This window comes from Klebsiella sp. C283 (assembly GCF_048822555.1).
Taxonomy (GTDB): domain Bacteria; phylum Pseudomonadota; class Gammaproteobacteria; order Enterobacterales; family Enterobacteriaceae; genus Klebsiella; species Klebsiella quasipneumoniae.
Map to the genome: position 1 here is coordinate 140,230 of NZ_JBMEZS010000010.1, position 23,745 is coordinate 163,974.

At 59.4% G+C, this 23,745-nt stretch carries 21 protein-coding genes; 7 read left to right on the forward strand and 14 right to left on the reverse strand.

Translation table 11 applies throughout. The annotated features are described in order from the left end of the window. Positions 1-52 precede the first annotated feature (52 nt). A complete protein-coding gene (locus ACOI7Z_RS20110) occupies positions 53-1,015 on the forward strand; it encodes a carbohydrate kinase family protein (protein WP_032453579.1) in 963 nt (320 codons plus the stop codon). A gap of 35 nt (positions 1,016-1,050) precedes the next feature. Continuing rightward, positions 1,051-1,905: a class II fructose-1,6-bisphosphate aldolase gene (gene fba, locus ACOI7Z_RS20115; RefSeq protein ID WP_072199152.1), complete on the forward strand. Its 855-nt coding sequence runs from the start codon at positions 1,051-1,053 to the stop codon at positions 1,903-1,905. Positions 1,906-1,963: 58 nt separating this feature from the next. On the opposite strand, the gene ACOI7Z_RS20120 is transcribed toward fba, so the two are convergent. From ACOI7Z_RS20120 to ACOI7Z_RS20130, 3 genes are all read right to left on the reverse strand, one after another. After that, complete coding sequence (locus ACOI7Z_RS20120; RefSeq protein WP_023288587.1) at positions 1,964-3,832, reverse strand: amidohydrolase; 1,869 nt, start codon at positions 3,830-3,832, stop codon at positions 1,964-1,966. A 24-nt stretch (positions 3,833-3,856) separates the two neighbouring features. Continuing rightward, positions 3,857-4,402 carry an antibiotic biosynthesis monooxygenase gene (locus ACOI7Z_RS20125; protein ID WP_008805362.1) on the reverse strand — a complete coding sequence of 182 codons (546 nt, stop codon included), beginning with the start codon at positions 4,400-4,402 and terminating at the stop codon, positions 3,857-3,859. Between the two features lie 136 nt (positions 4,403-4,538). Further along, a complete protein-coding gene (locus tag ACOI7Z_RS20130) occupies positions 4,539-5,180 on the reverse strand; it encodes a hydrolase (RefSeq protein ID WP_002890357.1) in 642 nt (213 codons plus the stop codon). A 265-nt stretch (positions 5,181-5,445) separates the two neighbouring features. Here ACOI7Z_RS20130 and ACOI7Z_RS20135 point away from each other — a divergent pair, with 265 nt between their 5' ends. Beyond that, complete coding sequence (locus ACOI7Z_RS20135; RefSeq protein WP_023288585.1) at positions 5,446-6,348, forward strand: LysR substrate-binding domain-containing protein; 903 nt, start codon at positions 5,446-5,448, stop codon at positions 6,346-6,348. Here the strand turns inward: ACOI7Z_RS20135 and malZ are convergent. From malZ to phoB, 5 genes are all read right to left on the reverse strand, one after another. Then, positions 6,345-8,162, reverse strand: a complete 1,818-nt coding sequence (malZ, locus tag ACOI7Z_RS20140; RefSeq protein ID WP_087849709.1) for a maltodextrin glucosidase — start codon at positions 8,160-8,162, stop codon at positions 6,345-6,347. The genes ACOI7Z_RS20135 and malZ overlap by 4 nt on opposite strands. Positions 8,163-8,313: 151 nt before the next feature. Next, complete coding sequence (proY, locus tag ACOI7Z_RS20145) at positions 8,314-9,687, reverse strand: proline-specific permease ProY (protein ID WP_023288583.1); 1,374 nt, start codon at positions 9,685-9,687, stop codon at positions 8,314-8,316. 86 nt (positions 9,688-9,773) lie between these two features. Further along, positions 9,774-11,093 (reverse strand): branched-chain amino acid transporter carrier protein BrnQ, encoded by a 1,320-nt coding sequence (brnQ, locus tag ACOI7Z_RS20150; RefSeq protein ID WP_023288582.1) that lies wholly within the window; start codon positions 11,091-11,093, stop codon positions 9,774-9,776. A 414-nt stretch (positions 11,094-11,507) separates the two neighbouring features. Next, complete coding sequence (phoR, locus tag ACOI7Z_RS20155; RefSeq protein ID WP_023288581.1) at positions 11,508-12,803, reverse strand: phosphate regulon sensor histidine kinase PhoR; 1,296 nt, start codon at positions 12,801-12,803, stop codon at positions 11,508-11,510. A 21-nt stretch (positions 12,804-12,824) separates the two neighbouring features. Next, positions 12,825-13,514: a phosphate response regulator transcription factor PhoB gene (gene phoB, locus ACOI7Z_RS20160; protein ID WP_004204861.1), complete on the reverse strand. Its 690-nt coding sequence runs from the start codon at positions 13,512-13,514 to the stop codon at positions 12,825-12,827. 182 nt (positions 13,515-13,696) lie between these two features. On the opposite strand from phoB, the gene sbcD reads away from it, so the two are divergent. After that, positions 13,697-14,902, forward strand: a complete 1,206-nt coding sequence (sbcD, locus tag ACOI7Z_RS20165) for an exonuclease subunit SbcD (protein WP_086075225.1) — start codon at positions 13,697-13,699, stop codon at positions 14,900-14,902. Then, the gene (gene sbcC, locus ACOI7Z_RS20170; RefSeq protein ID WP_087849708.1) at positions 14,899-18,036 is read left to right on the forward strand and encodes an exonuclease subunit SbcC; all 3,138 of its coding nucleotides are present in this window, start codon (positions 14,899-14,901) and stop codon (positions 18,034-18,036) included. Before sbcD ends, sbcC begins: the two co-directional genes overlap by 4 nt. Before the next feature lie 74 nt (positions 18,037-18,110). Here sbcC and mak read toward each other — a convergent pair whose 3' ends face one another. Beyond that, complete coding sequence (mak, locus tag ACOI7Z_RS20175; protein WP_049013804.1) at positions 18,111-19,025, reverse strand: fructokinase; 915 nt, start codon at positions 19,023-19,025, stop codon at positions 18,111-18,113. 91 nt (positions 19,026-19,116) lie between these two features. Here mak and rdgC point away from each other — a divergent pair, with 91 nt between their 5' ends. Next, complete coding sequence (gene rdgC, locus ACOI7Z_RS20180) at positions 19,117-20,028, forward strand: recombination-associated protein RdgC (protein ID WP_002890285.1); 912 nt, start codon at positions 19,117-19,119, stop codon at positions 20,026-20,028. A 72-nt stretch (positions 20,029-20,100) separates the two neighbouring features. Here the strand turns inward: rdgC and ppnP are convergent, their stop codons facing one another. From ppnP to aroL, 4 genes are all read right to left on the reverse strand, one after another. After that, positions 20,101-20,385 (reverse strand): pyrimidine/purine nucleoside phosphorylase, encoded by a 285-nt coding sequence (ppnP, locus tag ACOI7Z_RS20185; RefSeq protein ID WP_087849707.1) that lies wholly within the window; start codon positions 20,383-20,385, stop codon positions 20,101-20,103. A gap of 77 nt (positions 20,386-20,462) precedes the next feature. Next, on the reverse strand, positions 20,463-21,143 hold the full coding sequence (locus ACOI7Z_RS20190) for an AroM family protein (protein WP_072096489.1): 681 nt from the start codon (positions 21,141-21,143) through the stop codon (positions 20,463-20,465). A 249-nt stretch (positions 21,144-21,392) separates the two neighbouring features. Beyond that, positions 21,393-21,584 carry a YaiA family protein gene (locus tag ACOI7Z_RS20195; protein WP_008805350.1) on the reverse strand — a complete coding sequence of 64 codons (192 nt, stop codon included), beginning with the start codon at positions 21,582-21,584 and terminating at the stop codon, positions 21,393-21,395. Positions 21,585-21,655: 71 nt separating this feature from the next. After that, on the reverse strand, positions 21,656-22,189 hold the full coding sequence (gene aroL, locus ACOI7Z_RS20200) for a shikimate kinase AroL (protein ID WP_023288577.1): 534 nt from the start codon (positions 22,187-22,189) through the stop codon (positions 21,656-21,658). A gap of 328 nt (positions 22,190-22,517) precedes the next feature. Between aroL and ACOI7Z_RS20205 the strand changes: the two genes are divergently transcribed. Further along, positions 22,518-23,207, forward strand: coding sequence for a DUF2076 domain-containing protein (locus tag ACOI7Z_RS20205; RefSeq protein WP_087849706.1), 690 nt, complete (start codon positions 22,518-22,520; stop codon positions 23,205-23,207). Here ACOI7Z_RS20205 and ACOI7Z_RS20210 read toward each other — a convergent pair. Beyond that, the gene (locus ACOI7Z_RS20210) at positions 23,204-23,662 is read right to left on the reverse strand and encodes a YaiI/YqxD family protein (RefSeq protein ID WP_004204870.1); all 459 of its coding nucleotides are present in this window, start codon (positions 23,660-23,662) and stop codon (positions 23,204-23,206) included. The two genes, ACOI7Z_RS20205 and ACOI7Z_RS20210, sit on opposite strands and share 4 nt — an antisense overlap. Positions 23,663-23,745 lie beyond the last annotated feature (83 nt).

Sequence of the window (23,745 nt, forward strand, 5' to 3'; positions counted from 1 at the left end):
TCCCGGCGGGACGGTCAAGCTTCCCGCCGCTGACAAATAATCAGGAGTGGTTATGGCTATTTTGTCCATTGGATTTGCTTGTTTCGATCAGTTTTTCTTTCTCAATGAATGGCCCCAGGAGAATACTAAAAATTTTTGTCATGATTTTATCGAAAGCGGCGGCGGCCCGGCGGCCAATGCGGCCTGGCTGCTGGGATTATGGGGGGAGGAGGTCTATTACATCGGCCATCTGCATCAGGATCTTTACGGTCAGCGCATTATCGATGAGTTTGCCGAAGCGGGCGTGGATACCAGCCAGGTGGTTTTCTCCGATGACATGATCACCCCGCTGGCCTCGGTGCTCGTTAATCGCTTAACGGGTTCGCGGACGATTATTACCCGCAAGATGCAAACACCGCCTTCCCTGACCTACGATCAAAAGCTCAAACTGGACGACCTCGCCGAGCGACTGATTGCCGCCGAGGAGCCAGTCACTATTTTAATTGACGGCCATGAGGCGGAAATCAGTGAATATTTAATTAAGAAACTGCCCAACGCCAGAGTCGTGATGGACGGTGGGTCACTGCGTGCCAGCAATATTAAACTGGCGGCCTGGACCGACTATTTTGTGGTGAGCGAACATTTTGCCCGCGACTATATGAGCTATCGCTCGCTGAGCACCGAAGCAGAAATTAAAGCGGCGCTGATTGAGCTGAATAAAATTTGCCGCGGCGAGGCATTTATTACCCTTGGCGAAAAAGGCTGCGCTTTTTTAAAAAGCGGTATGCTGCAGATCGTTCCTTCCTGGCTGTGCAATGCCGTGGATACCACCGGAGCCGGGGATGTATTTCACGGCGCCTTCACATATGGCGTCCACTACTCATGGCACATAGATAATATTATTTTATTTGCCAGCCTCACCGCCGCCATTTCTATTGAGAAAAAAGGGGTACGGGAATCTATGCCGGACCTGGCGGTCGTCCACCACTCGTTAAATAGCTACGAGAGAAACTTAAAGCAATATTTTGAAGAATAACTGTATTTAATAAATATCAAGAGGTGAATATGTTAGTGTCGATGAAGGACATGCTTCAGCATGCCCTGAGGGACGGCTACGCCGTCGGTCAGTTCAACATTAATAATCTGGAATGGGTTGGCGCCGTATTAAGCACCGCCCAGCAGTGCCGCTCACCGGTTATTTTGGGCGTGTCCGGCGGCACGGTTAAGCATATGCTCGGGTTAAAATGTATTCATGACATCGTGGTTAACGCCATGGAGTATTTACATATTGATGTTCCGGTGGCGCTGCATCTGGATCATGGCACCACCCGGGAGGCCTGCGAAGCGGCGATCGCCGCCGGCTTCAGTTCCATTATGTTTGATGGCTCGCATCTGCCGTTCAGGGAAAACCTGGCCATTACCCGCCATCTGGTGACGCTGGCGCACAGCAAAGGTATCTCCGTGGAGGCCGAACTGGGGACTATCGCCGGTAGCGAAGACGGCATTGTCAATTCCGAAGTCATCTATGCCGATCCGCAGGAGTGCTACACCCTGGTGACAGAAACCCAGGTGGACTGCCTCGCCGCCGCGCTGGGCTCCACCCATGGCCTGTATAAAGGCAAAGCCAGGCTGGGATTTAGCGAGATGAAAGCCATTGCCGAGCGGGTGAAGGTTCCGCTGGTGCTGCATGGCGGCACCGGTATTGCCGATGAGGATATGCGCCGGGCGATTGCCTGCGGCACCGCCAAGATTAACGTTAATACCGAAAATATGTACGCCTGGTGCCAGCAGGTGAAGGCGATCTTCGCTGCCGATACCGGGCACGATGTGAACGATCCGCGGAAAGTGATCGCCCAGGGGCTGCAGCCGGTACGCGAGATGATTGCCCGCCGCATGGCGCTATTTGGCTCACAGCAGCGCTATTGATGCGGGAAAGGTGGCTGAGACCTCCGCCCCTTAGCTACCGGGGCGGAGGCGTCAGGCATCAGAAGGCAAAGCAGGAGCAGCCCAGCACGCCCCAGAAGGCCTGCTCGTCGGAGACCGGGATCGACGATTTCCGCGCGATATCATGCTGATGGCCGTGAACGCCGCAGCTACCGCAGCACTGGTGCATCTGTACCATGGCGCCAATTTTAGCCGCCGCCGGCGGAGCGGAACGGTAATGGCCCGGGACCTTCACCACCGGCGACCACTCCGGCAGCACTGGAATCGGCGGCGGCGCCAGCGGCGAGAAGTGACCGGCGGCATACACCACTTTGCCGTCAACCACCGTCAGCACCGACTCAATGCCTTTGATCTCCTCTTCCGCGACGCTGAAATAGTCCTTCGACAGCACCACCAGATCGGCAAGCTGACCGGCGGCCAGACGGCCCTTTTTCCCCTGCTCGCTGGAGAACCAGGCGCTGCCCGCCGTCCACAGCTCCAGCGCGACATCGCGCGGCAGCCGGTTGTTATCGTCATACATCGCCATCCCGCCGACGGTGCGCCCGGAGACCAGCCAGTACAGCGCGGTCCACGGGTTATAGCTGGCGACGCGGGTGGCATCGGTCCCCAACCCTACCGGTACGTCCAGCTCCAGCATTTTCGCCACCGGCGGCGTATGTTTCACCGCCTCTTTGCCGTAGCGATCGACAAAATATTCGCCCTGGAAGGCCATCCGGTGCTGCACCGCAATGCCGCCCCCCAGCGCCTTCACCCGCTCAATGTTGCGCTCGGTAATGGTCTCGGCATGGTCGAAGAACCAGTGCAGGCCATTAAACGGAATGTCGCGGTTCACCTTCTCAAACACGTCCAGCATCCGGCTGATGGACTCGTCGTAGGTGGCATGCAGGCGGAACGGCCAGCGATGTTCCACCAGGTGGCGCACCACCCGCTCCAGCTCATCCTCCATGCCTTGCGGCAGATCCGGCCGCGGCTGCAGGAAATCTTCAAAATCCGCCGCCGAAAACACCAGCATCTCGCCGGCGCCGTTGGCGCGATAGAAGTCGGTCCCCTGCCCCGGCTTCAGCATGTCGGTCCAGCGTTCGAAGTCCTCCAGCTCCTGCTTCGGCCGCTGGGTAAACAGGTTGTAGGCGATGCGCACGGTCATTTGCTCTTTCGCGTGCAGCTGTTCGATAATTTCGTAATCTTCAGGGTAGTTCTGGAAACCGCCCCCGGCGTCGATGGCGCTGGTCAGCCCCAGCCGGTTCAGCTCGCGCATAAACTGGCGGGTGGAGTTCACCTGCAGATCCAGCGGCAGCTTCGGCCCTTTGGCCAGGGTGGCATAGAGGATCATGGCGTTTGGTTTGGCGATCAGCATCCCGGTCGGGTTGCCGTGGCTATCGCGGACGATCTCGCCGCCCGCCGGATCCGGCGTCTCTTTGGTATATCCCACAGCTTTCAGCGCCGCGCGGTTCAGCAGCGCGCGATCGTAGAGATGCAGCACAAACACCGGCGTATCGGGCGCCGCGTCGTTTAGCTCTTCCAGGGTCGGCATCCGTCGTTCGGCGAACTGGAATTCGCTCCAGCCGCCGACCACCCGCACCCACTGCGGGGAGGGTGTGCGATCCGCCTGCTCCTTGAGCATTCGCAGCGCATCGGCCAGCGAGGGCACCCCCTCCCAGCGGAGCTCAAGGTTGTAGTTCAACCCACCGCGGATCAGGTGCAGGTGAGAATCGTTGAGGCCCGGGATCACCGTATGCCCTTTGAGATCGACGATTTGCGTCCCCTCGGCGGCAAAGCTCATGATCCGATCGTGGCTTCCGGTAGCAACAATTTTTCCGTCGGCGATGGCCACGGCTTCCGCCAGCGGATTCGCACGATCGAGGGTATGAATCTGGCCGTGGGTCAGAATCAGTGTGGCAGTTTGCGACATAACGCACTCCTTGGGGAGGCTGACTCAGTTTTTCTTCAACCAGCCAGCAAACAGGCGGGTCACGATGGGCATCCAGAACCAGACCACCAGCGCAACCACGCAGGCATCATTGATCAGGTGCAGCAGCAGGCTCCCCTTAAGCGACGGCAACAGCATGCCGGTCACCGCCGGCACCAGGTTGGTGCTGGGGAAAATCACCAGCAGGGTGATCAGAAACTGTTTCCAGCGCCGCGGCTGGCGCACGTTCGCCGTCGGCGGGGTAAACCAGAAGGCCGGCTCGGTCCGCACCTCCGTCCGATCGCCTTCCGTCAGCAACGGGGCAATCTCCGCCACCAGCTGACGACGGGTTTCCGACTGCGTCCAGGCGTAGAGATGCTCCAGGGTGTCGAAGCGGATAATCACGCTCCACAGATTCTGCCCTGCGGCGGGGCGGATCACATTCGCCCCGAGATGGCCGGGAAATTCAGCCGCGATGGGCATGATTTTGCCGAGCCACTCTTCGTAGCGCTGGCCGTGTTGCGGATCGAGCAGATGGCTGATGACCAGGGTCACCGATTTTTGCTGCGCCATAAAGAGTTCCTTGCTTCAGGGGAATGGCAGGATTGCTCCTGCCATTAGCGATAAATGGCTCTGCACAACATCATTCATGCTGCGTCTGGGCGGACAAACGCAGCCAACAAAGAGGCAGCTTGAAGGATGAAGTGAGTTACGCTTTACGCTCTGGCGCGCCGTGCACCATGGTATAAGCGTAATCCACGCCCATCCCGTAGGCGCCGCTGTGTTCGCGCACCAGGTCCATGACCGCATCGTAAGTCGCTTTGCGCGACCAGTCGCGCTGGTACTCCAGCAACACCTGCTGCCAGGTCACCGGCACCGCACCCGCCTGCACCATCCGGTCAATAGAACGCTCATGGGCGTCGACAGAGGTACCGCCAGAGGTATCGGTGACCACATACACTTCGTAGCCCGCCTCCAGGGCCATCAGCGCCGGAAACGTCAGGCAAACTTCGGTCCACAGAGCGGAGATCACCAGCTTTTTACGGCCGGTCGCTTTCACCGCCGCGACGAAGGCATCGTCTTCCCAGGAGTTCATTGAAGTACGCTCAATCGGCTTGACGTCAGGATGCACGGCCAATAATTCCGGCCAGATATAACCGCTGAAGCTTTTGGTCTCTACGGAAGTGTAAATCACCGGTACATTAAAAATTTTGCCAGCTTTGGCCAGCGCCACGGTGTTATTTTTGAGGGTCTGGCGATCGATATTCGCCACGCCAAATGACATCTGTGGTTGATGATCAATAAAGATAAGGGCGGAATTAGTGGGATCGAGCAGTTCACGAATGGACATTAAATACCTTCTTAATCAATTAGTTAAAAAGATGACATGATGGTTAATGCGTCGTGTAGATCCTGACTGATAAAGCATGGTGAGTATAGCCAGTTATTTCTAACAAGTTATTAAAGTTTTTTTGTGACTTATATTTTGTCGGCGGTTAGTATTGACTCACGCCATCTTTCATCAAATTTTTACGTCAAACTGTTCTGATTTATTCACTGGCATTGATTATTGCGCTTAGGTACAACAAGGGAAAATAAATTAATGGAAACCCCTGATGCGCGTAAACTTTGATGTTCTGATGATCCTTGATGCGCTGGACCGACACGGATCCTTCGCCACCGCCGCGGAGTCGCTGTATAAAACCCCCGCCGCGCTGAGCTATATGATCCAGAAGCTGGAGAACGATCTGGACATTGTCTTATTGGATCGCTCCGGTCACCGGGCGAAGTTTACCGATACCGGGCGATTGATGCTCGAGAAAGGACGCCAGCTGTTGAGCGCCGCCAGAGATCTGGAAAAGCAGGCCCAGCAGCTAAGCGCCGGCTGGGAGCGAGAGCTGGCGATCGCCCTCGACGCCTCGTTTCCCTTTTCAGCCCTGCTGCCGCTGATCGCCGAGTTCTACGCGCAAAACCCGCAGACGCGGCTGAACTTCAGTCATCACACCCTCGCCGGTTCGTGGGAAGAGCTGACCCACCATGGCGCGGATATTATCCTCGGCGCCATCAATGAGCCGCCTACCTCCGCCGAGTGGTCATGGCAAACCCTTGGCGCGCTGGATAACATTTTCGTGGTCGCCCCGACCCACCCGCTGGCCGGCGCGGAAGCGCCGCTCAGCAATAAGCAGCTCAGCCAGCACCGGGCGGTAGTGATCCGCGACAGCGCCCGCTATTGCCATCCGCTGAACAGCAACCTGCTTGATGAACAACCGCAAATCGGCGTCGATGATTTCGCCAGCAAAGTCGAACTGCTGTGCGCCGGGCTGGGCTGCGGCTTTCTGCCGCGTCATATCGCCCGCCCGTGGCTGGAAAAAGGCTGTCTGGTGGAGAAAAGCGTCGCCTGCTGGCGGGAAAAAGATATCACCTACATGGCCTGGCGCAGCGGGAATGACGGGCTGGCTCAGCGCTGGTGGCGGGAGGCGCTCCTCCGCGACGACCTGCTGAGCCAGCTCTATCGTTAACGGCCGGACCAGACGCAGGCGGAGATAGCCGGGAGGGTCAGCACCCCGTCAAGGAAGGCGCCGGCGCCTTCCTGCAGCGTCCAGGCCCCCACGTCCAGCAGCGGCGAATCCTCGATAACCACCTCGCAGGCTTCGCCGCGGTTAATCGCCACCAGCACCCGCTGCTGTTTATAAACGCGGACAAACACCACCACGTTATCCTCGGCGTAAATCACCTGGCAGCCGCCGTAGCGCAGCGCCTGCTGGGCTTTACGCAGTTTCGCCATCCGCTGATACAGCGCCAGCAGCTGGGTATCCTGCAGCGCCGGATCCCACGGGAACGGTTTACGGCAGAACGGATCGTTATTGCCATCCACGCCCACCTCGTCGCCGTAGTAGATGCACGGTACCCCCGGCCAGCTGAACAGCCACACCACCGCCAGCGGCAGGCGCGCTACGTCTTTACCAAGGAGAGATTTAAAACGCGCCGTATCATGGCTGTCGAGCTGATTGAACATCCGTAGCTGCTGCTGATGCGACAGCCCGGCGCGATAATTATCCATCCACGCCATACAGGTCTGGGCGTCTATCTTCTGCGGATCGTAAGAGATATCGGTATTGGCAAGGAATCCCCAGATCGGGAAGGTGAAGCCGCGGTAGTTCATTGCCGAATCTTCGGCATCCGCCTGCAGCCACTGGCGCGCGTCGCCAAAATGTTCGCCAAAGACAAAGGCTTCCGGCTGCGTTTGCTTCGCCGCCTGGGTGATGCCGGCGATATGCCGCAGGTTATTTCGCGCCCCGCCGCCTTCGCCGAGCATATGCACCACGTCCAGACGCCAGCCGTCCATGCTCCACGGCGCCTTCAGCCAGTGGCGTACGATGCTGTCCTCGCCGGCATAGATCTCGTTGACCAGGCTGGTCGACCGATAGTCGAGCTTCGGCAGACTGGCATAACCCAGCCAGTTGTGCGCCTGCCCCTCCCCGGAGAAGGTAAACCAGTCGCGCCACGGGGAGTCCGGATGATGGCCGGCGCCGCCGCTGCCCTGCTGGTGACGGTCGAACCAGGGATGGGAATCGCCGGTATGGTTGAACACGCCGTCGAGGATCATGCGCATTCCCGCCCGCTGGGTGTTATGGCGCAAGCGGAGCAGCGCCGCGTCGCCGCCAAACTGCGGATCGACGCGCCGATAATCCTCCGTGTCATATTTATGCACGCTGGGGGCGGCAAAGACCGGGTTCAGATACAGGGCGGTCACGCCGAGCTGCTTCAGGTACGGCAGTTTTTCGCTGATGCCGTCGAGATCGCCGCCGTAGAACGTCGATCCGCCCGCGTCGCCGGTAAGCGGTTCATCCCACGCCTTGCGCACAATCTCCCGTCCCGCCGCGTGATGGTAATAGACCGCGTCCTGTTCGGCGTCACGCGCAGCGCTGCGGGCAAAGCGATCGGGGAAAATCTGATAGAAAACCTGATCGGCCACCCACTGCGGGCCGGCGTCCGGCAGGTCGACGGCGAACTGCTCCAGCCTGGCCGGCGGAAAACGGCTGAAGCCCTGCGGCGTAAACCAGCGCTGATGGTCGGCCCACAGCAGCTTAAAGCTGTAGCGGCGGCGCGGCTGACCGCTGGCGAGATGGATTTCACCGCGCCATGCCACCACCCCCGGCCTCGGCGCCTGGCGGAGGCGCTGCATCGGCAGCGACAGCTCTTCGTTATCTTCTTCCGCGCGCAGCGTGATCCGCTGCGGCAGCGACTCACCGCTTAACCACAGGGTAATAAACAGTCGGTCCTGTTGCACCTTGATAAAGGGTGCAACCGGAAGGTGCCATGCCTTCAACATCGTGAATCCTCATTGTGCAGAATGGGCACACCTTGCCATAGCCGTCAGGCGCAGAACTCATCGTCACAGGATTTTTTGGGGGAGGATAACGGGGGAGGACGCGGGTCGGCAAGCCGCCCCGGTCGCGCGATGCTGACCGGGGCGATGTCGATTACTGAGCCTGTGCCAGGCGGCGCTCGCGACGGGTCTTAAAGACCCAGCCCAGCAGCAGCAGCGCAATCCACGCCATACCGACATACAACGAAATGCGGGTGTCCGGATGATAGCCGATCAGGGCGATAATAAACGCCAGGAACACCAGGCCGACAACCGTGGTCGCCACCCCGCCGGGGACTTTGAATTTCAGGGCCTTGACCTCCTCTGGCGACAGACGGCGGCGGAAGGCAATCTGCGACAGCAGGATCATAATCCACACCCACACGGTGGCGAAAGTGGCCAGCGAGGCGATCACCAGGAAGACGTTTTCCGGCATGATGTAATTGAGGTATACCGCAAACAGCAGCGCAATGGTCATCACCATCACCGTCACCCACGGAATACCGCGACGCGAGGTTTTGGCGAACACCTTCGGCGCGCTCCCCTGCTCGGCCATGCCGTGCAGCATACGGCCCACGCCGAACACGTCGGAGTTAATCGCCGACAGCGAGGCCGTCAGGACCACGAAGTTAAGAATGCTGGCCGCGAAGGTAATGCCCAGATGCTGGAAGGTCAGGACAAAAGGGCTGCCGTCGGTACCCACCTGGTTCCACGGATAGATAGACATAATGACGAACAGCGTGCCGACATAGAACACCAGAATGCGCATCGGCACTGAGTTGATGGCGCGTGGAATGGATTTCTCCGGATCTTTCGCCTCGCCGGCGGTAATGCCGATGATTTCGATACCGCCGTAGGCGAACATCACCATCTGCAGCGACATCACCATTCCCAGCCAACCGTTGCTGAAGAAGCCGCCGTTGCTCCACAGGTTATGAATCCCCGTCGGCTGGCCGCCGTTGCCGATCCCCCAGATAATGATGCCGAACCCGGCGAGGATCATGATGATGATGGTGGCCACTTTGAAGAACGAGAACCAGAACTCCAGCTCGCCAAATACCTTGACGCTCATCAGGTTGACGGCGCAGATGATCAGCACCACGCTGAGCACCCAGATCCAGTGCGGCACCGTCGGGAACCAGACGCCCATGTAGATCCCGAAGGCGGTGACGTCGGCGATGGCGACAATCAGGATTTCAAAGCAGTAGGTCCAGCCGGTGATATACCCCGCCAGTCCGCCGAGGTTTTCCTGGGCATAGCGGGAGAATGAGCTGGCGGAAGGGTTATGCACCGACATCTCACCGAGCGCGCGCATAATGATATATGCCGCGACGCCGCCGATAATGTAGGCCAACAGTACGCTGGGTCCGGCCATTTTAATCGCGTCGGCTGAACCGTAAAAAAGCCCGGTGCCGATGGCGGAACCCAGGGCCATAAAGCGAATGTGCCGGGTGCTTAGCCCGCGCTTAAGCTTGTTACTACTTTCCATCGTGGTTTTTCAATGCCGTTTAACACAAAAAATAAAAAACCACGGAACCCGAAGTCCCGTGGTTAAACGCTTGTCCTCAACGCCGGTTAGTGCGCGCTGGAGGTCACCTGACGTCCGGCGGCACGGTCCCAGATCACCGCGAGAATTGCCATCACGGCGGTCGGCATCAGCCAGGCCAGGCCCTGCTCCGCCAGCGGCAGACGCGCGGTCCAGGCCGGCAGGATAGCGGCAAACGCCGATGACTTAATCCCGTCAATGATACCAAACATCAGACTGATAAACATGGCCGGCGCGATAACACGAGACGAATTATGCCACCAACTGCGGGTAAAGCTTAATACAACCAGTGCGATACACGGCGGGTAGATAGCGGTCAGCACCGGAATCGATACCTGAATCAGGTGGCTCAGACCGAGGTTGGAGACCGCCATCGAGAACAGGCCGAGGATAAAGACCAGCGTGCGATAGGAGAACGGCAGATACTGGGCAAAGAATTCGGCGCAGGCGCAGGTCAGGCCCACCGCCGTCACCAGGCAGGCGATGAAGATCAGCGCCGCCAGCAGGAAGCTGCCCGCCCCGCCGAAGGTATGCTGCACGTAGGCGTGGAGGATCGCCGCGCCGTTAGCGGACTGGTCCACGAGGGTGGCGCTATCCGAGCCCAGACGGAACAGCGCCAGATAGAGCAGGGTCAGACCGACGCCTGCCATCAGGCCCGCCCAGACGGTGTAGCGGGTCAACAGACGCGCTTCACTGACGCCGCGGGAGCGTGCGGCATTGACAATCACGATCCCGAACACCATCGCGCCAAGGGTGTCCATGGTCAGGTAGCCGTTGACGAAGCCATTGGAGAATGGCGCGGTACGATACGCTTCCAGCGCGTCGCTGATCGGGCCTGCCGGCCAGACAATAGCGGCGACCGCCAGCACAATCAGGGCGATAATTTTCAGCGGCGCCAGGAAATTGCCCACCGTATCCAGCAGTTTGCCCGGATAGAGCGAGACCAGGATCACCAGCGCGAAGTAGATAACGCTGTAGATCAGCAGCGGCAGCGGGCCGTCGCCTGTCAAAGGCGCAATCCCGACCTCAAAAGAGACGGTCGCGGTGCGCGGGGTCGCGAACAGCGGTCCCACCGCGAGATAACACACCACCGCCAGCAGGATACCAGCCACTTTACCAATCGGGGTGCTCAGGCTTTCAACGCCGCCGCCGACTTTCGCCAGCGCCACCACCGTCAGCACCGGCAGACCCACCGCGGTGATCAGGAAGCCGATCGCCGCCGTCCAGACGTGCTCGCCCGCCTGTAAGCCAACCATCGGCGGGAAAATAATGTTGCCTGCGCCAACGAACAACGCGAAGGTCATAAAGCCCAACGCTATGATGTCGCGAGATTTTAACTGATGGGTCATAAATTCATTACTGCCTGTGGATGTGGTGTTGTAAAAAAATGGAAAAATACCGCGCTACCCTCTCAGGGACGATACAGCGGCGATTGCCGGTAAACTCAGCGAGATATGCTCCCGAAGCGGCGTGGGAAAGAATTGTTTTTGGTATTACCACGCAAAAGCAGTCTGTCATCGACTGCGCAGGCGCAATTTAAACGCTTATAACGTTTTAAAGCAAGGCACGATCGCAAAAGCAGATGATTATGCTGGTTATCAGTTTCACGCCAGAATCATTTACCATATTGATGGAAAACCCGTGGCTTATCATGCGAACAAAAAAGCAGCGCGCGTTCATTAAATAGGCGAGAGAAAAACGACTGCCAGGGAAAATGACCAGCCGAAGCTGGTCATTGGCAAGATAAGCTGACAGCGCGCCGCTCAGGCGTCATTTCTGGCAATTAATCGTTCCGGGAGCAGGAAGCTAAAACGGGTTCCCTTGCCCACCGTGCTGTCGATCTCCAGCCGGCTGTCATGATGGTTGACCGCGTGTTTGACGATCGCCAGCCCCAGGCCGCTGCCCCCGGTTTGCCGGGAGCGAGCCTTATCCACCCGATAGAAGCGCTCGGTCAGACGGGGAATATGCTCCGGCGCAATGCCCGGCCCATTATCCTCGACGCTGAACAGCGCCCCCTGGGGCGTTCGCTGCCAGCTGACGCGAATTTCGGTGCCCGGCGGGGTGTGGTTCACCGCGTTATAGACCAGGTTAGAAATGGCGCTGCGCAGTTGTTCCTCGTTGCCCAGCACCTTGAGCTGCTCATCGACGGTAAAAATCAGCGTCTGCTTATCCTGGCTGAGGGTCTGCGCCTCGCGCTCCACGACCCGCAGCATCATCGGCACGTCGATGCGGTCATTCATCGCCAGCGCCGGCGCCGCTTCAATACGCGACAGCGTGAGCAACTGCTTCACCAGCCCCTCCATACGCTGGGTTTGCTCACGCATGGTGTGCAGGGCTTTTTCACGGGTCGCCCCTTCCAGCACCTGCTCCTGCATCATCTCCAGATAGCCCTGCAGCACCGTCAGCGGGGTGCGCAGCTCATGGCTGACGTTGGCGAAAAAGTTACGCCGCGCCCCTTCCAGCTGATGCATCTGCGTCACGTCGCGCGCCACCATCAACCACTGTTTGTCGCTGTAGGGCATCACGCGAATTTCCAGATGACGGGCATTATTCAGCACCAGATTGAGCGGCTTTGAAAAATCACGCTGTTTCAGGTAGTTGGCGAACTCAGGATAGCGCAGAAGGTTAAGAATGTTTTGCCCACTGTCGTCCGGCCAGCGCAGGTTTAAAATCTGCTGCGCCAGACCGTTACACCAGAAAATGGCCCCCTCTTCCGTGGTCAGGACCACCGCGTCCGGCAGGGATTCCGCCCCGCTGCGAAAGCGCTTGATCAGGCTTCCCAGCTCACGTCGACGCTTTTTATTACGCATCTGCATCTGGTGCAGACCATACAGCAGCGGCTCCCAGCTGCCGCGGCCGGGCGGAGGGGTCATGCTCCGGTCCACCCACAGCCACCACGACAGGCGCATCAAATTCCAGAAATGCCAAATCAACAAACCGGTCACTGCCGCCAGTAAAAACCACGGCAAATGACCCACAAACGCCCCCAGAATCAGGGCCGGAATACACGCTAAAAAGAGCTCCAGCGCCAGCCTTTTCCATGACAGCCGTTCCAGCACGGGTCACACTCCTGTCAAAATTCAGAAACGGGCGGAGAAACGATACCCCGTGCCGCGAACCGTTTGCACCATGCGATCATGGCCACTGTGTTCCAGCGCTTTACGCAGGCGGCGAATATGGACGTCTACCGTGCGGTCTTCCACATAGACGTTGGTTCCCCAGACGTGGTTCAGCAGCTGCTCGCGGCTATACACCCGCTCCGGATGGGTCATAAAGAAGTGCAATAATTTAAATTCCGTTGGCCCCATGTCCAGCGGACTTTCGCCGGTCATCACCCGGTGCGATGAGGGATCGAGGCTCAGCCCCTGCATTTCAATCACCTCTTCCACCGCCATCGGCGAAATACGGCGCATCACCGCTTTGATTCGCGCCACCAGCTCCTTCGGTGAGAAAGGCTTGGTAATGTAGTCGTCCGCCCCGGTCTCCAGGCCGCGAACGCGATCCTCTTCTTCTCCGCGCGCGGTCAGCATCACCACCGGAATATCCCGGGTCATCGCCTCGCGCTTGAGCAGCTTAATAAACTGCAGCCCCGAACCGCCCGGCAGCATCCAGTCAAGGAGAATCAAATCAGGCCAGGGTTCATTGAGTTGATTCACCGCGCTGTCATAATCTTCCGCTTCGACAGGCTGAAAGCCATTTTGCTCCAGAACAAAGCAGACCATTTCGCGGATTGGAGCTTCATCTTCAACGACCAGAATTCTTCTCGCCATTATTTACCCTGTGTTTTTTAGCCATCAGTATAGAAGTGCGGCGTCATTATGCGTCACTTTTGTGACAGATTTATGAAAAAAATGACCGTCTGACGATCGGGTATTTTGAAGCATGACGCGGACTTACCCCTCTCCGACAAATGGTATACTGCCGCTCATGCTTTTTTCGCTAGGGAAGATTTATGCGCATCCTTCACACCTCCGACTGGCACCTGGGCCAGAATTTTTACAGCAAAAGCCGTGCGGCCGAACATGACGCCTTCCTGACCTGGCTGCTGGCCCGCGCGCAGGAGCATGAAGTCGACGCCATCATCGTGGCCGGCGATATTTTTGATACCGGATCGCCGCCGAGCTACGCTCGCGAACTGTATAACCGCTTTGTCGTCCAGCTGCAGCAGACCGGCTGTCGCCTGGTGGTGCTGGCGGGCAACCACGATTCGGTGGCGATGCTCAATGAATCCCGCGATATCCTCGCCTTTTTACACACCACCGTCGTGGCGAACGCCGGCTGCCCGCCCATTGAGCTGCCGCGGCGCGACGGCACCCCAGGCGCTATCTTCTGCCCGGTGCCGTTTTTACGCCCGCGCGAGCTGGTGACCAGCCAGGCCGGCCACTCCGGTCGGGAAAAACAGCAGCAGCTGCTGCACGCCATCAGCGACTATTATCAGGAGCAGTATCAGCAGGCCTGCGCCCTGCGCGGCGATCGGCCGCTGCCCGTCATTGCCAGCGGCCATCTGACCACCGTCGGCGCCAGCAAAAGCGATGCCGTTCGCGACATTTATATCGGCACGCTGGATGCCTTCCCGGCGCAGCACTTCCCCCCTGCCGACTACATTGCGCTGGGCCATATTCACCGGGCGCAGGTGGTTGGCGGCTGCGAGCACATCCGCTACAGCGGCTCGCCGCTGCCGCTGAGCTTTGATGAAACCGGTAAAGCGAAATCGGTGCATCTGGTGAGCTTTAGCGATGGGCGACTCAGCGCCGTGGAGACCCTTGAGGTGCCCGTCACCCAGCCGCTGGCGGTCATCAAAGGCGATCTGGCCGCCATCACCGCCCAGCTGGCGCAGTGGCGCGGCGTTGAACAGGACCCGCCGGTGTGGCTGGATATCGAAATCGCCACCGAGGAGTACCTGCACGATATTCAGCGTCATATTCAGGCGCTGACGGAGGATCTGCCGGTGGAAGTCTTGCTGGTGCGCCGCAGCCGCGAGCAGCGCGAGAAAATACTGCTCAACGCCCAGCGGGAGACCCTCAGCGAACTGAAGGTGGAAGAGGTGTTCGAGCGCCGGCTGGCGCTGACCGAGATTGACGATGAGAAGCGCGCACGGCTGCACGAGCTGTTCGCTCATACGCTGCATACGCTCACCGCGGAGGACGAAAACGCATGAAAATCCTCAGTCTGCGTCTGAAAAACCTCAACTCCCTGAAAGGGGAATGGAAGATAGACTTTACCGCCGAGCCGTTCGCCAGCAACGGCCTGTTCGCCATTACCGGCGCCACCGGCGCCGGGAAAACCACTCTGCTCGACGCCATTTGCCTCGCGCTCTATCACGAGACGCCGCGCCTGAATAAAGTCTCCCAGTCGCAAAATGACCTGATGACCCGCGATACCGCCGAGTGTCTGGCGGAGGTGGAGTTTGAAGTGAAAGGCATCGCCTACCGCGCCTTCTGGAGCCAGAACCGGGCGCGTAACCAGCCAGATGGCAACCTGCAGGCGCCCCGCGTCGAGCTGGCGCGCTGCGCCGACGGCAAAATCCTCGCCGATAAGGTCTCGGATAAGTTGGAGCAAACCGCGACGCTCACCGGCCTCGACTATGGCCGCTTCACCCGCTCGATGCTGCTCTCCCAGGGGCAATTTGCCGCCTTTCTGAACGCGAAGCCGAGCGATCGCGCGGAGCTGCTGGAGGAGCTGACCGGCACGGAAATCTACGGTCAGATTTCGGCGATGGTCTATGAGCAGCACAAAGCCGCTCGCCATACGCTGGAGAAGTTCGAAGCCCAGGCGGCGGGCATCGTCCTGCTGACGGAGGCCCAGCAGCAGGCGCTGCAGGAAAGTTTGCAGGTACTTACTGACGAAGAGAAAGCCCTGCTGGCGCAGCAGCAAAACCAGCAGCAGCAGCTTCAGTGGCTAACGCGTCGCGATGAGCTGGCGCAGCAGCAGCAGCAGGCGGTCAGCGGCCAGCAGCAGGCCCGTCAGGCGCTGGCCGACGCCGCACCGGCGCTCGCCAGGCTTGAGCTGGCCCAGCCCGCCGCCCAGTTGCGCCCCTTATGGGAGCGGCAACAGGAGCACGCGGCAGGCCTGGCGCAAACCCGCCAGCGAATCAATGAAGTGAATGCTCGCTTACTTACCAGCACGGCGCTGCGCGCGCGCATTCGCCGTAGCGCCGTGCATGCCCAGCGGCAGCGTCAGGCTGAACTGGCCGACCTGGCGCAGTGGCTGGCGGCCCATGAGCGATTTCGCTTATGGGGCCAGGAGATCGCCGGCTGGCGGGCGCAATTTTCGCAGCTGACTCGGGATAATCAGCAGCTGACGGCCCAGACCACCCGCCTGGCCGCGCTGCGCCAGAAGCTGGCCGATCTGCCGGCCAGCCCTCTGTCGCTGACCGCCGATGACGTTGCGGCGGCGATGGCGCAGCAAACCCAGTCGCGACCGCTGCGCCAGCGGCTGCTCTCCCTTCATGAACAGCATCAGCTGCTGCGCAAGCGTCTGCGCCAGAACGCCGAAAGCGTACAGCAGGCGCAGGCGGAGCAGGCAAAACTCAACGCCACCCTGGCGCAGCGCCGGGAGCAGTACAAAGACAAAAACCAGCACTATCTCGACCTGAAGGCGCTCTGCCAGCGGGAAGAAACGATTAAAGATCTGGAGGGTTACCGCGCCCGGCTTGAGGCCGGTAAGCCCTGCCCGCTGTGCGGCTCCTGTGAACACCCGGCGATTGAACAATACGCCTCGCTGACGGTCACGGATAACCAGCGCCGCCGCGATGCGCTGGAAAAAGAGGTCGCCGCGCTGAAAGAAGAAGGTCTGCTGATCCTCGGGCAGGTCAACGCCCTGACGCAGCAGCTCCAGCGTGAAACCGAAGCGGCCGGGCGGCTCGCTGAGGAAGAGCAAGCGCTCACTAAAGCGTGGCAGGAAACCTGCGCCTCTCTTCAGGTCACGCGGGATATTGCGCAAGAGATAAACGACTGGATACAGGAGCAGGAGCGCTACGAGCAACAGCTCTACCAGCTCAGCCAGCGCCTGATGCTGCAGAGCCAGCTTAACGATCAGGAGGCGCTGGCGCGCCAGGCTCAGCAGCAGCTGACGGCCACGCGTCAGGGGCTGGAGAGCGCCCTGCAGACCCTGACGCTGAACCTGCCGGAAGAAGGGACAGAAGCCGCCTGGCTGAACGCTCGCGAAAGCGAATTTGCCCAGTGGCAGGCGCAACAGACCCGGCATGGCGCCATTCAGGAGCAGATTGCCGCCCTGCAGCCGCTGCTGGAGACGCTGCCAGCCAGCGACGAGGCAGAGGCTGAAGCTGAGCCGGTGATTCCCGACAACTGGCGCGCGATCCACGAAGAGTGCCTGGCGTTGCACAGCCAGCTTGTCGCCCAGCAACAGCTGGAGACCGAAGAGAAGGCGCGCCTGGACCAGTCGCAGGAGCAATTTACCGCCGCCCTGGCCGCCAGCCGCTTTAGCGATCGGCAGGCGTTTCTCGCCGCGCTGCTGGATGACGAGACCGTCCAGCGGCTGACGCAGTTAAAACAGACGCTGGAGCAGCAGCTCCAGCAGGCGACGGCGCTCTGCGAGCAGGCGACCCGTCAGCAGCAGGCGCACCTGGCGCTGCGTCCGCAAGGGACGGACGCGGACATCCCCGCCCTGCAAACCCAGCTGCAGGCCCTGGCGCAGCGGCTGCGGGACAACACCACCCGCCAGGGCGAGATCCGCCAGCAGCTCAGGCAGGACACAGAGAGCCGTCAACATCAGCAGGCGCTGGGGCGACAGATTGCAGAGGCGGCGCAGCGGGCGGATGACTGGGGCTATCTCAATTCGCTGATCGGCTCCAGCACCGGCGACCGGTTCCGCAAATTCGCCCAGGGGCTGACGCTGGATAATCTGGTCTGGCTGGCAAACCAGCAGCTTAACCGCCTGCACGGGCGCTATCTGCTGCAGCGCAAAGCCAGCGAAGCGCTGGAGCTGGAGGTTGTCGATACCTGGCAGGCCGACGCCGTACGCGACACCCGCACCCTCTCCGGTGGCGAAAGTTTCCTCGTCAGCCTGGCGCTGGCCCTGGCGCTGTCAGATCTGGTGAGCCATAAGACGCGGATTGATTCCCTGTTTCTTGATGAAGGCTTCGGCACCCTCGACAGCGAAACGCTGGACACGGCGCTGGACGCGCTGGACGCGCTGAACGCCAGCGGCAAGATTATCGGGGTGATCAGCCACGTGGAGGCGATGAAAGATCGCATTCCGGTGCAGATCAAAGTGAAGAAGATCAATGGCCTGGGCTACAGTCGGCTGGACAGAGCGTTTGCGGTGGAGTGAGGTTTGAATCATTGCGATGTCCCCTCACCCTAACCCTCTTCCGGAGCGAGAGGGTCGGGGTGAGGGGGAGCGGTTCAGGTCCCCTGGAGCGGCCACAGCCATGCCGCACCGCGTACTCCGCTGGAGTCGCCGTGCATCGCTTTGCGGATCGGCGTTGCACACTCGCCGCCGAAGACCCACTGTTTCACCAGGTCCGGCACCGTCTGATACAGCCGCTCGACGTTGCTCATCCCGCCGCCCAGCACGATAACGTCCGGGTCGAGGATATTCACCACGTGGGCCAGCGATTTCGCCAGCCGCTGCTCGTAGCGGCTCAGCGCCAGTTCGGCTTTTTCGTCTCCTTCCCCCACCAGGCGCATAATCTCGCTGCCGGTTAACCCCTTGCCGCTCAGCCGCTGGTAGTCAGTGGCAAAGCCGGTGCCGGAGATAAAGGTTTCGATACATCCCTGTTTACCGCAGTAGCAAGGCACTTCCGCACGGTAGCGCAACTCATCGTCGTTCATCCACGGCAATGGGTTATGTCCCCACTCGCCGGCGTTACCATTGCCGCCGATATGCGCCCGCCCGTTGAGCGCCACGCCCGCGCCGCAGCCGGTGCCGATAATCACCGCGAACACCGTGTGCGCCCCCGCCGCCGCGCCGTCCACCGCTTCCGACACCGCCAGACAGTTGGCGTCGTTAGCCAGCCGCACTTCACGGTCGAGGCGCAGGCTGAGGTCCTTATCAAAGGGCTGGCCGTTGAGCCAGGTCGAGTTGGCGTTTTTCACCACCCCGGTATAGGGCGAAATCGCGCCCGGGATCCCCATCCCCACGGTGCCACGCTGTCCGGTCGCCTGCTCGGCCATCGCCACCAGGGTGGCGATAGTCTCGATGGTTTGCCGGTAATCCTCCCGCGGCGTGGGTAACCGATGGCGAAACAGCTGCTCTCCCTGGTCGCTCAGGGCTATCACTTCGGTTTTTGTGCCACCTAAATCAATACCAATACGCACGCTCAGCTCCTCACCCCGATTAACAATGCAAGCATAGCGACAATTCGCTATCATGCCCGCCTGATTTAACGACAAAGCCGTGGAAATTATCATGCTGTGGTTCAAAAATTTAATGGTTTACCGTCTCAGCCGCGATATCGAATTGCGCGCCGAGGAGATGGAAAAACAGCTGGCCGAGCTGACATTTACCCCTTGTGGCAGCCAGGATATGGCGAAAACCGGTTGGGTATCGCCGATGGGATCGCACAGCGACGCGCTGACGCATACGGCGAACGGCCAGATCATTATCTGCGCGCGTAAAGAAGAAAAGATCCTGCCGTCGCCGGTGATCAAGCAGGCGCTGGAGGCGAAGATCCAGAAGCTGGAAGCCGATCAGGGGCGCAAGCTGAAGAAAACTGAGAAAGATTCCCTGAAAGATGAAGTGCTGCACTCGCTGCTCCCGCGCGCCTTCAGCCGCTTCAGCCAGACGATGATGTGGATCGACACCGTCAACGGCCTGATCATGGTGGACTGCGCCAGCGCGAAGAAAGCGGAAGATACCCTGGCCCTGCTGCGTAAAACCCTCGGCTCGCTGCCGGTGGTGCCGCTGACCCTGGAGAATCCGATTGAGCTGACGCTGACCGAGTGGGTCCGCTCCGGCACCGTGGCGCAGGGCTTCCAGCTGCTGGACGAAGCCGAGCTGAAAGCGATGCTGGAAGATGGCGGCGTGATCCGCGCCAAGAAGCAGGATCTGGTGAGCGACGAAATCGCTGTGCATATTGAGGCCGGGAAGGTCGTCACCAAGCTGGCGCTGGACTGGCAGCAGCGTATTCAGTTTGTGATCTGCGACGACGCGTCAATTAAGCGCCTCAAGTTCTGCGATGAATTACGCGACCAAAACGAAGATATCGATCGGGAAGATTTCGCCCAGCGCTTTGACGCCGACTTTATCTTAATGACCGGCGAACTGGCTGCCCTGATCCAAAGCCTGGTGGAAGGGCTCGGCGGCGAAGCGCAGCGCTAAGCGCCGCTTTCCTTCCTGCCAGGCAGGAAGGAAAAATACAACCCGGCGGCAAGCGCCGGGCGTTACGCTGGCTTACAGATAGCGGCACAGATAAGAGGTTGGCTCAGCCACCTGCAGATGGAATTCGCTGTTGCCTGGCACATTGAAGACTTCGCCGGCGGCGTAAACTTTCCACTCAGTCTCACCCGGCAGCAGGACATTCAGCGCCCCGCTGACCACCGTCATCTCTTCCGGCTGCGCCGTACCAAAGGTGTATTCCCCTTCCGCCATCACGCCAATGCTGGCGCGACCGGTACTGCTGCTGGTGAAGCCAATGGATTTCACTTTTCCGTCAAAGTATTCATTGCTTTGAAGCATAAACAAGCCCTTCTGATCGTCGTTGAAAGGCTCAATATAGGGGGCGCTCCTTGCCCCTGTCACGTGAAATTAACACATTAGACTAATAGTTCTGCCGCCAGTCGGGAAACCAGCACATTCGACAGCAAAACCGGGACATCAAGGGCTTTTTGTAACACATCGCGATGATGCTGATAGTAACCAAGACAGTCGAGGACCAGCACGTCGGCGCCCTGCTCCAGCAGCGCTTTACCGGCGGTTAACAGCTCGCTGTCGCTACCGGTAAACGGGTTGGCCAGCGCGTAGTACGGCGACTTCTCCAGTGAATGCCACTTTTGTCGCTGCATGGGCATGATCTCTTCCACCGGCACGATCACCCCGACCTGGTGCCCATCGACGATTGACGCCACCAGCGGCGGAATGATCCGCTGCGGCTCGAGGAGGATCGCGTGGTGGGTGGTAAACCCGGTCAGCTGTTCGGAGCTGAGCAGCAGGATCACATCAAAATGCTGTCGATCCAGCATGGCGATCACGCTGCGAACATCACGTTCAATTTTTTGTCGCGACACCATCACCAGCTGGTTATCGCTGAGCAGGGTCAAGAGACCCTGTTCGCCGTCACCCACGGCGTACTCTGCCATCACGTCATCACGCGTCATCTCGCCCAGCAGGCTGATGTGAGCGATCTGTTCTTCCCTGATATGTTCGGTCAGGAGCGGTAATACTCCCGCCAGCGGCACAACGCCGATGGTCAAAATTGCCATCGTTGCACTACTCATATCATGTACCTTTTCACTACCACTGCTTCAACACAGGCTTACCACACACAGCATTCGCCCCCCTGGTGAGTAAAAATCAACCGTCGAGAAGCGTAGCAGCTCCACGCCGCAGTAGAATGTAAAGATTGCCCGGCGGCGGCGGCGCGCCTGAAAAATCCGTGTGTTAGATATTCATTAGTACGACTGATAAATAAAAAGTGTGAGGTATGCCCGATATTGCCCGCAGAGCAGGCAATCCGGGCTCAGGGGTTACGACTTGTCAGGATCTTCGTAGCGCCGCTTGGCATCCACGGCTTCCTGCTCGGTAGGATGTTCGCTGATCAGCGAATTGGGTTCAGGATAGTCCGCGCGAAGTTGATACCAGGTGACCGTCTGACCCTGCGGGCCTTTCTCTACCGCAACCACGCGCGCTTCTCTCGGATATGGGGGCCTGTTTGGCATAGTTCTTCCTTCTTCTGGTATCAGAACTATCAAGTATAGGCGCCCCTCGCCGCCTTAATGTAAGTAAATTCTTAACTTACCGGGGTGGCCGCCGCGCCGCACAGCATGGTCATAATCTGTTCCACTACCCGATCCGGGGCGGCCGTAGCATCGACAATATGATGGGCAGCATCACGATATAACGCTTCACGCTGCGCCAGCACCTCGCCCACTTCCTCACGCACCGGTTTCCCGGTGAGCGTCGGCCGCTGTTCGGCTTTCGGGTACGCTTCCAGACGGTCAATCAGCGCCGATACCGACGCCTGCAGATAGATCACCACGCCGTTCTCCCGCATAAACTGGCGGTTACATTCCGCAAGGATGATGCCGCCGCCGGTGGCGATCACCGTATTCGGCAGGGTTACGGCCTTCAGCGACAGGGTCTCCAGCTCGCGAAAGCGCGCCCATCCTTCCGCCTGCACGATCTCCGCCACCGTCCGCTGCTCATGGGCCTGCAGCCGATGATCGGTATCGGAGAACTGAAAATGCCGCGCTCGCGCCAGCGCATGGCCGACGGTGGTTTTACCGCAGCCGCGTGGCCCGATGAGAAAGATTGGCTGTGTCATAACCGAAGACCCCCTGGTTCCGTCTGTCGCAAAAAAAGGAAAACGAAAGAACGTATTATCGCTGTCTGTTCCGCAACGCATACGTAAAGAAAACGTTACACAACTTCTTTACACCCCATCACCACAGTGAGACAAGGGGTTCTTAATGTAAACTTATCATTGCATGTACTGTTTAACCAGCTTTACTTTCCGCCGGGCGTTATTTTTTATCCGCTGCTGGCGTAAACGGTAACACATTTATGCATAGCTTTACGAAGCAACATATTTACAACATCGTGTTTCAGACGCACCCTGATGCCTATTCGACAGTGTGACAGAGGAATGTAACATGCAATCTGAAGAACAACGCCTTATTGATGGACTGTTTTCCCGGCTGAAAGAGGCTGAGGCGCACAGTGCATCGCGCGATGCCAGCGCCGAGGAGCGGATTGCCCAACACGTGAGCGCGCAGCCGGCGGCCCCTTACTATATGGCGCAAACCATTCTTATCCAGGAAGCCGCGATTAAACAGCTCAACGATCGCATCCAGGCGCTGGAGAGCCAGGTCAGCCAGCTGCAGGCGGCGAAGCCCAGCAGCGGCGGATTCCTCTCCGGCCTGTTTGGCGGCGGCGGCTCGTCACGCGGTTCTGACCCGATCCCGGGCGCGGAGCAATACGGTCGCCCGCAGACCAGCGCCCAGCCACAGTATGCCCCACAGCAGCAGAGCTATGCCCCGCAGGCTGCCGCACGCGGCGGCGGCTTTATGGCGGGCGCGCTGCAAACGGCCGCAGGCGTAGCGGGCGGCGTGGTGCTGGGCAATATGCTGACCAATATGTTCAGCGGCTCGCACCCGCAGGAGATTGTTAATATCATCGAAGAGAAGCCGCAGCCTGATGCCGCCGCGCAGGACGCCGCCGCAGGTGACGATCCGTTCCGTCAGGGAGACGATCAGTTCCTTGCCGACAACACCTGGAACGACGACTTCGACGCCGGCTTTGGCGATGATGATATTGGCAGCGATGACGACAGCTGGGTTTAACCCTGCTGACGTTTAACCGCCAGCAACCACTTCTCCAGCTCGGCGGCAAACTGTTGCCGATCGCGCTGCGATAAACTATCCGGGCCGCCGGTCTGAACGCCGCTGGCCCGTAATGTCTCCATAAAATCCCGCATCGTCAGCCGCTCGCGGATCGTCGCCTCGCTGTAGCGCTCTCCGCGCGGATTGAGCGCCGCCCCGCCCTTCGCCAGCACCTCCGCCGCCAGCGGAATATCGGCGGTGATCACTAAATCCCCCGCCGCGCACTGACGGACGATTTCGTTATCCGCCACGTCAAAACCCTGCTCAACCCGCAGGGTGCGGATGAAACGCGACGGCGGTACGCGCAGCGGCTGGTTCGCCACCAGCGTCAGCGGTGTCTGGGTCCGCTCTGCCGCGCGGAACAATATCTCTTTAATCACGTTCGGACACGCGTCTGCATCCACCCAAATGGCCATGCCAGCTCCTGTTACCTGCAATAAGTGCCGCCAATGTTACCTGCTTTTCTCCCCCATGAAAGCGCCAGGATGATAAGCTAATC

Coding starts and splice junctions, on each gene's coding strand:
- ACOI7Z_RS20110 (WP_032453579.1), top strand. CDS start 53: ATGGCTATTTTGTCCATTGGATTTGCTTGTTTCGATCAGTTTTTCTTT.
- ACOI7Z_RS20120 (WP_023288587.1), bottom strand. CDS start 3,832: ATGTCGCAAACTGCCACACTGATTCTGACCCACGGCCAGATTCATACC.
- ACOI7Z_RS20125 (WP_008805362.1), bottom strand. CDS start 4,402: ATGGCGCAGCAAAAATCGGTGACCCTGGTCATCAGCCATCTGCTCGAT.
- ACOI7Z_RS20130 (WP_002890357.1), bottom strand. CDS start 5,180: ATGTCCATTCGTGAACTGCTCGATCCCACTAATTCCGCCCTTATCTTT.
- ACOI7Z_RS20135 (WP_023288585.1), top strand. CDS start 5,446: ATGCGCGTAAACTTTGATGTTCTGATGATCCTTGATGCGCTGGACCGA.
- malZ (WP_087849709.1), bottom strand. CDS start 8,162: ATGTTGAAGGCATGGCACCTTCCGGTTGCACCCTTTATCAAGGTGCAA.
- proY (WP_023288583.1), bottom strand. CDS start 9,687: ATGGAAAGTAGTAACAAGCTTAAGCGCGGGCTAAGCACCCGGCACATT.
- brnQ (WP_023288582.1), bottom strand. CDS start 11,093: ATGACCCATCAGTTAAAATCTCGCGACATCATAGCGTTGGGCTTTATG.
- phoB (WP_004204861.1), bottom strand. CDS start 13,514: ATGGCGAGAAGAATTCTGGTCGTTGAAGATGAAGCTCCAATCCGCGAA.
- sbcD (WP_086075225.1), top strand. CDS start 13,697: ATGCGCATCCTTCACACCTCCGACTGGCACCTGGGCCAGAATTTTTAC.
- sbcC (WP_087849708.1), top strand. CDS start 14,899: ATGAAAATCCTCAGTCTGCGTCTGAAAAACCTCAACTCCCTGAAAGGG.
- rdgC (WP_002890285.1), top strand. CDS start 19,117: ATGCTGTGGTTCAAAAATTTAATGGTTTACCGTCTCAGCCGCGATATC.
- ppnP (WP_087849707.1), bottom strand. CDS start 20,385: ATGCTTCAAAGCAATGAATACTTTGACGGAAAAGTGAAATCCATTGGC.
- ACOI7Z_RS20190 (WP_072096489.1), bottom strand. CDS start 21,143: ATGAGTAGTGCAACGATGGCAATTTTGACCATCGGCGTTGTGCCGCTG.
- ACOI7Z_RS20195 (WP_008805350.1), bottom strand. CDS start 21,584: ATGCCAAACAGGCCCCCATATCCGAGAGAAGCGCGCGTGGTTGCGGTA.
- aroL (WP_023288577.1), bottom strand. CDS start 22,189: ATGACACAGCCAATCTTTCTCATCGGGCCACGCGGCTGCGGTAAAACC.
- ACOI7Z_RS20205 (WP_087849706.1), top strand. CDS start 22,518: ATGCAATCTGAAGAACAACGCCTTATTGATGGACTGTTTTCCCGGCTG.
- ACOI7Z_RS20210 (WP_004204870.1), bottom strand. CDS start 23,662: ATGGCCATTTGGGTGGATGCAGACGCGTGTCCGAACGTGATTAAAGAG.